This is a genomic window from Pontiella sp., assembly GCF_041622395.1.
Classification (GTDB): domain Bacteria; phylum Verrucomicrobiota; class Kiritimatiellia; order Kiritimatiellales; family Pontiellaceae; genus Pontiella.
In genome coordinates, this window is record NZ_JBFJYW010000143.1 from 1 (window position 1) to 9,483 (window position 9,483).

The 9,483-nt window shown below is 62.5% G+C and carries 3 protein-coding genes; all 3 read right to left on the reverse strand.

What is annotated here, in order from left to right:
• On the reverse strand, positions 1 to 2,745 hold a 2,745-nt coding region (locus ABYO54_RS09570; RefSeq protein ID WP_372808028.1), incomplete at its 3' end, for a hypothetical protein.
• A 37-nt stretch (positions 2,746 to 2,782) separates the two neighbouring features.
• Positions 2,783 to 6,403, reverse strand: coding sequence for a Calx-beta domain-containing protein (locus ABYO54_RS09575; protein WP_372808029.1), 3,621 nt, complete (start codon positions 6,401 to 6,403; stop codon positions 2,783 to 2,785).
• A 281-nt stretch (positions 6,404 to 6,684) separates the two neighbouring features.
• On the reverse strand, positions 6,685 to 9,483 hold a 2,799-nt coding region (locus tag ABYO54_RS09580; protein WP_372808030.1), incomplete at its 5' end, for a sulfatase-like hydrolase/transferase.

Consider the following 9,483-nt stretch of genomic DNA (forward strand, 5'->3'; position numbering starts at 1 on the left):
CATGTCGAGCCAGGTGGCGATCCGTTCGAACTCCTCGGTCGTCATCGCGCTGCTGTTGTGGCCGGACAAAATCTGGGCCATCAACGGGCTGGCGTGCGAGCCCCAGCTCTTGGCCTGCTGGATCTCGGCCGGGCCGGCGCCGATGCGCCCGGTGTAGCCTTTGTTATTGAGTTCGGTGTAGGAGGCGTTGAAGAAGAGACCCTTGTCGCCCGCCAAAATCAGCGTGCCGGATGCCGCGCCGTCGAAATCGTGGCACGGCATGCAGTGGGCGTCGAAGACGGGTTGCACTTCGGTCAGATAGCCGAAGTTGCGCGCTTCGCCATACCATCCGTCGAGCTGGCTCGGCTCGCGCAGGGTGGCCAGCGGCAGGGAATTGGTGCCATAGGCCGGAGGGGCCATCGTGCGGTCGTCGTGGCAGCCGATGCAGCCCTGGTTTTCGCCGGGCTGGATGATCGTTGCCGTGCGCATCGACTGGACCATCATCTTGTTTTCGTCCAGCAACTGGAAGAAGAGGAAGGTGCTCGACGGCGCATTGAAATGGGCCGAACCGTCTTCTTCGACCGGCACCGTCCCGAGAATGCGCTTGTTCTGGAAGTTGTGCCAGTTCATGCCGGGCGATTCGCGCCCCTGGCCGCTCCACTGGGCCACCGGAACAAAGTCGGTTTTGTTGGGCGCGTCGATGACGCGGAGATATTTGACGTCGCCGCGTTCAACGCCCTCCATGTGGGTGCCCTCGTAGACATCCTGCACATAGAAGCGCCCATCGGCGCCGTTGTTCTTGCGGTAGACCGTCACATCGTGCGGCGTGGTGCGCGGGGCGAGCGGCATCGGGTCGAAACAGCCCCAGGTTCCGGCGCCTTCGCTGTACAGCAACTTTGATTCCCCTTCGGTATCCAACAGATAAAGGCCCATGTGGGAACTGCCGCCGGTGATCTCGCGCGAACAGAGGAAATAGCGCCCGCCCGCTCCGGTGTCGGGGTCCAACAACGGCCAGGGATCTTCATGACGAATCGACGTATTCTTGAACCGGTCGAAATCCTGCCCGGCGGTTTTCACCCAGCTCTCCAGCCCTTCCGGCCAAGTGCGCACCACCGGATCCGCGCCGTCGACGCCCTTGCGGCGGTCGATCAGCGCAATGGCGCCCCACGGCACGTCGTGGCAGGAACTGAAGGTGCAGATCGTGTAGGGCGTGCCGGGAATCACCTGCCCGTCGAGCACCCCGCCGGGGCTCGTCGTGTTGTTGCCGTAGTAGATGGCGTGCCCGGTTCCGTCGGGATCGCAGACCCACAGCCCCTGCGCATCGCCGAAGTTGCGGTCCACATATTCCCAGCGCGAATACATGATGCGCCCATCGGGCATCAGGCTCGGATGATCTTCGAACAGCGTGCTGCGCGCAATCTGGTTGATGTTCGCCCCGTCGGCATCCATCTTGTGGAGGTTCGCCGAAATATGGCGGTTGCAGCCGATATACTTAATCTCGCGCGTCGAGGTGAAAACAATGTCGCCGTCGGGCATGTAGATCGGGTCGAGATCGTCGACGTCCGCCAGCGAAGTCAGTTGCTTGAGCCCGGAGCCGTCGATGTTGATTTCGTAGATGTGATGGCTGTCCGCCGTATTCTTGCGCATGGAAAAGACGATCTTCTCGCCGCTGAAATGGACGTCGGGATCGCGGATCATGCCCTCGGAGGTTTCCAGCAGGGTGGTCACCGCGCCGGTTGCGGGATCGAAAATCTTGAGCGCGGCCCCCGGCCGGTAGTCGCCGGTGTTGAATTCGTTCGTGCACGACGGGAAAAAGGTGGCCGTGTTATGGTGATCCCGATCGTACTGCCGTCGGTAGATAAACAGGATCGGGTCGTTCAGCCCATCGGCCGACACGGGCTCGGCCAGCTCCTGCGAGTAGGTTGCCGCCCAGGCATCGCTCACCGGAATAAATGCCAGCGGACTGTCGAGCACGCCGTCATCCATGGTCCAGACGATATTGGCTTCCGAGTCGAGTTCAAACAGCGGCTCACCGTCTGCCCCGGAATCATGTCCAAACCAGTTTCCCATCATCGTATGGCCGTTATCCAAACGATACGCACAGGTTCCGAAGACCAAATTCACATCGGGAATATCGGCCGGCGCGACATCCCAAATTTCAGTCCCGGTCGCATCGAATTCAGTGATTCCCAGCTCGTGGCCGACCAAGGTGTGGCCGTTGTCGAGCCGTACGCCGCGATAGGCGCTGCCGCGAACCGCAAACTCGGCCAGCAGTGCGCCGCCGAGGGAATACTCGCGCACCGTGTCGTCGCCCAGATGCGCCACCAGCAGCGTATCGCCGGGGGTGAGCGCGATGTTCCGCATCGTGGAGTGCCCCGTGGCCGTGGAAACCGTTTCGAAGCTGCTTTCGACGGTACCGTCGGCCGCAACGAAAAGGATTTCCCCCGCCGTGCAATCGCCCACGATGGTGACGTCGCCATCGCGCACCGCGCCGAAGATTTCATTGGCGCTGGAGAACGACCAGACGATCTCCTTGGCCTGGTTGACCTCCACCAGCAGATTGCGGCTGCTCGTCAGCAGGAGATTGCCGTTGTCCAGCACCTCCACCGAGTAGGGATCGACGGCGGGATATTCCCAGACCAGCTCCTGGTAGCGGTTGAAGACCATCACCTTATCCAGGCCATCGTCGCCCACCACGAAGGCGGAGTCGAGGGCCTGGGCCGTCAAGGCGCCGCATAACATCGTTAAACAAAGCATCGTTTTCATCGTAAAGTTTCCTCTTAAGCGCAATTGCATCGGTGTTTTAAAGTGAGTTCACGTATTCGACGAGGTCGGCGATCTCGTCGTCGGTCAGTCCCGAGGTACTGCCATGGGAAAAGACCTCGAGCACGTCGTTGATGGTCTGCGCGCGGCCATCGTGCAGATAGGGCGCGGTGCGCCAGACTTCGAGCAGGCTCGGCGTATCGAACGGGCGCGTCTCGTAGGCCGTCGAGGTTCCCACATCATGCAGCGACTGGTCGGTCAGATAAGGGCCGCTGTGGCAATAGGTGCAGCGGGCGGTGAAGATCGCCTCTCCGCGGGCGGCCGCTTCGCTCAGCTGCCCGGCGACCAGATAGGGGCTCGGCACGGGTTGCAGCGCCTTGAGAAACGCATCGACGTAGAGATTCTCATCGCCCTTGAATTTCACGTAATGGCTGAACAGCAAGCCGGCCGTCACCGAGGTTTCGGCGTTGGGGCGGACCCCGGTCCAGGTCGTCGGCGCGGTATAGTGGGCATACAGCAGGCTCTTGACGTTTTTGGCGTTGCCGAAGCCGTCGTTCAACTCATCCCAGTTGAGCCCGTCGGCGCGCACGCCCGGGTGGCAGCTGGAACAGCTCTGCCACTGCTGGGCGCTCAGCGTGGCATCGTGGAAATACTGGTTCCCCAAGCGCACCTCCGTCTTGGGCATGGCCCAGCCGATGGCGATTTCCTGCGCGGCATATTCCTGCCCCTCGGTCACATCCGCAACGGCGAGCGAATCGCTGAAATAGTTGGAGGCATAGACCTTCGTGCCCACGATCGCCAGGTCCTGCGGGCCGTTGCCCGGCAGCGGCAGGCGGCGGCGGAGCCCGGCCAGATAGGCGAGATTGTCGCAGACGTTTCCGGAGGCGGTTCCCAGCTTGGTCAGCAGCCCCGGCCAGTCGATCGCGCTCAGCTCGTGGGTCCCGGCGTGGGCCAGGCACAGCTGTTGGCCGTCCGCGGTGAACCCGATGCCCCAGGGGTTGGCCGCGCCCTCGTCCAGGTCGTCGACCATGACGGTGTTGTAGAGCGTCTCGGAGCCGATATCGACGATGCTCAGGGCCGAGGTGTTTTGCCAGCCGCGGAAAAGCTGCGTGGCCGGAACGCGGTAGCGCCCCAGCGTGTGGCCGACGACGGCATAGCTGCCGTCCGGCGAAACCGCCAGATCGCGCAGGCTGTGCGATCCCGGCGGCAGGACAATGTTTGCGGTGACCAAGCGGGATGCGGTATCGATTACGCTGACGGAAGCCGCGACGCCGGTTTGGGTGGAGGGCTGGTGCGGCAGCAGGTTGGCCACCAGCAGCTTGGTTCCGTCCGAAGAGAGGACCGCCGCGAAGGGTTCGCGCAACACGCCGATCCGATCCGCGACCGTGCCGGCGGCGAGATCGACCACCGCGACGGATTTGGTGAATTGCTCGCAGACATAGAGCACGTCGCCGGCGGCCAAGACGGGGGCGCGCGGCGAATGGCCGACCGGAATGGTTTGGGTCACCGTGCGCGAGGCGGTATCGACCACATAGACGACGCCGGCGGAAACCCCGGCGGTGACGTAGAGCGTGCTTCCGTCCGACGAAAGCGCCAAGCCGGACGGATCCTGCGGCAGGGCGATTCCATCAACGAGAATATCGGCGGAGAGGTCGACGATGCCAATCCGCGCGGCGGTGGATTCGGCGACATAGAGCAGGCCGCGGTCCGCATCGGCCACCAGCGCCGACGGGGAGAGGTATGCATCGCGCTCATCCGAGAAGATCATGCCCAGCGCGGTTGCGTTTCCGAGAACGGCATTGGCGGGCTGCTGAAGCACGAGGGAGAAACTCTCGTCGCTTTCCTCCTCCGTGTCGCCGTAGATCGGGACGAAAATCTGCAGTTGCGTCTGGCCGGCCGCGAAGGTGCGGTCGCCGCTCTGGGCGGCATAGTCCGCCGATGCGACGGCGGAGCCGTCGACCGTGGAGAAGCTAAACGTGATGGGCGCCGGATAGGCGCGGGACAACCGGACGGTAAAGATGGCCAGCGACGAGCCGGAATCGCCCTCCACGATCTGGACGGGATCGACCGACAGGATCGGATAGGACGGGGTGAAGCTTTGGAGGTCGGTCCAGACCATGCCGAATTGGTTCGATGCGGCGCAGCGGTAGACATATTCCGTATCCGTCGTCAAATTGGTAACCTGCGTCGAAAACGCCCCGATCTCGCGGACGCCGAGGTCGGCGAGTTGCGTCCAGCCTGGCAGGGACGTTCCGCCGTCGGATTCGCCCCAGCAGATCCAGACCTGCGTCGGCGCGCCGCCCGTGCTGACCAGCGTGCCGGCCAGGGTTGCGGCGTCCACGTACAGATCCAAAACGCCATCCGGAAGCGCAATCATCGGCGAGCTCCCCAGCAGGCTGGTGATCGTCAGCTCGGCAAGCCCGATGTTTCTGTCGGCGGCCGGCGCAGCCGCATCGCTCTGATCATGGATTTCAAAATAGATCTCGCCGTTCGCATCGGCCGTGACATTCGTCAGCGTGGCAAAACAGCTGCCCTCGTTGACCGTATCGGTCTGGGTTTGCGATCCGCATACCCACGTGGCCCCGAAGTCGGCGCCATTCAAGGCCCCTCCGAAAATATCATACGGCATATGGGCCCCCAGGCCGCTGATCGTGACATAAAAGCGGTCATCCCCGGTACCGGCGTTTTGGAGGGCATCGGAATAGATGGACACCTCGCTGCTTCCGCCCAGCGCGGAGGCATCGGAAAACGTAGTGGCTTGGTTTTCGATGCCGGCAATCTGGATCGAAACGCCCGTGTCGGCGCCGTCGGCGAAATTGACCAGGTTCGAAACGGTCACCGTTCCGGTTCCGGAAAAGTGATTCCAGTTGGAGGCCGTCGAAACGATCGTGCCGAAATCGATTTTGATTTTCATTGCGGCTTGCTCCGCCACATCGAACGTCAAACCGCTGATGGACGATCCGCCGGTCGACAACCGCCGCTGCGAATCGATCGTAAAGGTTCCGGTCGTGCCATCGGTCACGGCGATATCGAAAAAGACCATGCCCGTTCCGGAAAGGATCGGCAGGGCGGTGGCCTCGACGGCCGTTCCGCCCTCGAAGGAGATGCGCAATCCGGTGGGGTCCCATCGGCCGTCGGTATTGCCTTCGGGCCCCGCCATCAACCCGACCCGGAAAGTCTGCGAAGCGGAGTCGTCGATCGTAAAGGTCAACATCTCATTCCAGGCCCCCGCGCCGGCGTTGGCATTTGCGACGGCAACCGCCGTGGCGCCGAAATCGGCGACCGAGGCGGCAATCGGCTGGGACGGATCATCATAGAGCGGATACGAGGTGTACTTGGAAATCGAAATAAAATTTGCGCCGGCCGTGAAAGCTGAGACGAAAGACGGATTGGAATACTCGGTGGCATCGCCGAAGAGAGCGTGTCCGCCGCCGCTTACCGCGGTTCCGCCGAAAACGATGTAGCCCGCGGTTCCGTAGGCGTCGTCGCCATCAGGATCGAAGCTCTTTTGCGTTCCGGTGGAGCGGAACCCGGCGACTTCCGCGCCGGAAATGTCGTAGCCGGAGCCGTCGCCCACCGCCGTGATGGTTACCGCCGCCTGCGCGATCGCGCCATAGGCCAGCAAGCCAACCATCGACAGGATACGTAATGATGTTTTCATATGCTTTTCCCAGTCCTCTTTCCTGCGTTAAAAAATCGGGCATCGCCTTTGAGCGCGGGCGCGGCGGTGCCGCCCCTTCCAGCATGCGGTGCGGAACCCGCGTTCCTGCTCAATGGAATGAAGGCGTCTTCCCTCGATAACCTTTTCCAATGGAATAGGCTATGGTGCCACAAACCGAAAACTTTGCACATACCCGGAAAAGGGTATTTTCGGGATGTTTGTTGAACCGGGGCCGAACGGGGTGGTTTTCGGGCGGTTTTGGCACCCCCCGCGCCAACGGATCAGGGATTGAGCTCGATGCGGTAGAAGGCGTTGGTGGCCTCCGGCATTTCGACGGACACGGCCGTTTGGTTCGAAACCGCATGGGCCGGAATATAGGAGACCGCGACCTGCCAGAGCTCAACGGCATCCAGCAGGTTGGTGCCCGCCAGAACGTTGTAGGTGGTGCCTGGGGCGGAGGGCCAGCTCAGGCTGAAGGCGGAGGAACCCGGCACCATTTTCGCGCGAAATGCCTCGGCGGCACTCCGCGGGTCGATATTCAGGCGGATTTCGGTGGCGTCGTCGCTGCCGTCGCCATCGGTGTCGGCGGCGGCCGGATCGGTCTCGTCATCGTCGAGCAGGCCGTCGGCGTCGGCATCTTCGAGCATATCGACCAGCCCGTCGCCGTCGCTATCCACCAGATCACGGCCATCGACCGAATAATCGATGACGAAGGGATCGTCTTCCAGCGGCCGGGCCGGCTTGGCAATTTGTTCCGGATTGTGGGTCGGCCACAACGGGCCGTAGATGCCCCACGAATGGTCGAGTTCCCGCGCCATGGCGCGGGCCATTTGCACGGTTTTTTCGGGCATGGAAGCGACCAGGTTGCTTGTTTCGTAGGGATCGGCGGCCAGGTTGTAGAGTTCGAAGGGGGTGCTGAAATCGGGATAGTCCTCGTTCGTCACCCCTTCGGCGGCAATGTCGTCGATGTGGTAGCGGTAGACGATTTTCCAGTCGCCGTCGCGGAAGCAGGTGAAATAGTTGCTGCGGTGCTCGTGCGGCATGTGGCGCAGGACTTTCTGGGGGCGGTGCGTGCCGCCTTCGCCGCGCAGATAGGGCGTCAGGTCGAACCCGTCCATCTCGGGGACGGCGGCACCCACCGCCGAGAGGATCGTCGGCGCGATGTCCTCGACCGTAACGATATCGTGCTCCACGCTGTTTGCCGGGATCGGCAGCGCTTGCTGGAAGGCGTTGCCCGAATTGGGCGAGGCCCACGCCGCCAACAGCGGAACCCGGATGCCGCCCTCGTAGGTGGAGCCCTTTTTGCCGCGCATGGGAAAGTCGTCGAACGCGGTTCCATTGGCCCCGTATTCGTCGGACAGGGCGGGCGAATCGCTGCCGTTGTCGCCGAGGAAGATGATCAGGGTGTTTTCCGCAACCCCCAGCGCCTCCAGCTTGGCCAGCACGGCCCCGAGCGAGTTATCGACGCTTTCGACCATGGTTCCGAACTTGGCATGGTTGTCGTTGTAGGCCCCGCTGTAATCGTTGACGTAGTCGGATGCATAGTAGAACGCGGTGTGGACGTCCCGATAGCAGATGTAGCCGAAGAAGGGCACTCCCGTCGCCACTGCGGCTTCGAGCATGGTCTCGGCCTTGGGCGTCAGGACGGTCGCCTTGTACAGGTCGCTGTCGCTCGCATCGAATCCGATGGCCGTCGGCTGCTGCGTGTGGCTCATGTGATCCTTGCCGAGGTGGAAGGTATAATATCCGGCCTCCTTCAGCAGCTGCGGGAGCGTCAAGTCGGAGCCGTCCATGCCCAGCCAGCGCCAGTGGTTCGGGCCGCGGTGGGTTTTGATGGCAAAGGAGGCGTTGTCGACGGTTTGGTAGACATTCAGATGGTGGGTCACGCCGTGGCGCGGGGTGTTGAAACCCGTCATCAGGCTCACGCGGGTCGGGCTGCACATGGGCATGGCATAGGTCTGGGAGAACTTCATGCCGTTGGCCGCGAGCGTTTCCATGTTCGGGGTGTGGTAGAAGTCGTTGAAGGCCGTGTGGAGTTCGTTGCCGGAATCGGTATACGAATCGTAGGCAAAGGGCACCGAGGTATCCATCGGTCCGAAATCATCGACCAGCATCAGCAGGATGTTGGGCCGGTTCGCCGCCAGATTGAACCGCCAGTCGGCTGTAACGGTTTGCGTGCCGCGCGAGGCCGTCAGCGTATAGGTTCCGGCGGCATTCACCACCAGGTTCGTCTGCCCCGCCGGCGGCACCGCACCGATATCCGGGGCAATCGAAACGGCGGTTGCATTGGTCACGTCCCAGGAGAGCGTTACCAGCGTACCGTTCGTGTCCACCAGATGGGTATCGGCAGAAAAATCATTGATCAGCAGCTCCGGCGCGCGGATGGTCACGGCTGCCGAAGCGGAATGCACTTCGTTCGAGGCCGTCAGGGTGAAGGTGGTTTCGGCATGGACGACCACGCTGGTCTGCCCGATCCCGCCCACCGTGATCGGCAGCACGTCGCCGATGTCCGGGCTGATCGAGAGGGCCGTCAGATTGGTGGACACGTCCCAGGAGAGCGTCACCACCGTTCCGGTGGGGTCAAACTGATCGGTGTCGGCGGAAAAACCATGGATCGCCGGCAGCTCGCCGACCGACGAGGAGAAGCTCAGGGTCGAGTCGTCCCAGAAGCCGTTGCCGCCGCCGGGTCCGAGTTTGGTATAAACGCCGAAAAAGGGATCCGTCCCGACGACCGGGCTGCCGGTCTCGACCGTCCACAAGAAGGTCCAGGTGGTGAAGGAAAACGAATCCGGATTGTCTTCGGTCGGCGGATAGTAGTTCACGCCGGACAGGGCGTTAAACTCCGCGACCATGTTGTTCTTGGCCGTTTCCGCGTCGTCGCTAAGCGTGGAGAAGAAGCCGGCGACACAGCCCTGGTCCGTATTGCCCCCCCCGGAGATATCGTTCAGACCGACAAACCCATCGGCGATGTCGGTGGCGCCGACCCGGGCGGATAAGAGGTACGTGCCGGGCTGGATCGTCGACGGCAGTCCGGCGCCCGCGAGATCCGAATAGGTGAAGTAGTAGAGGCCGTCGCGCTC

Coding starts and splice junctions, on each gene's coding strand:
- ABYO54_RS09575 (WP_372808029.1), bottom strand. CDS start 6,403: ATGAAAACATCATTACGTATCCTGTCGATGGTTGGCTTGCTGGCCTAT.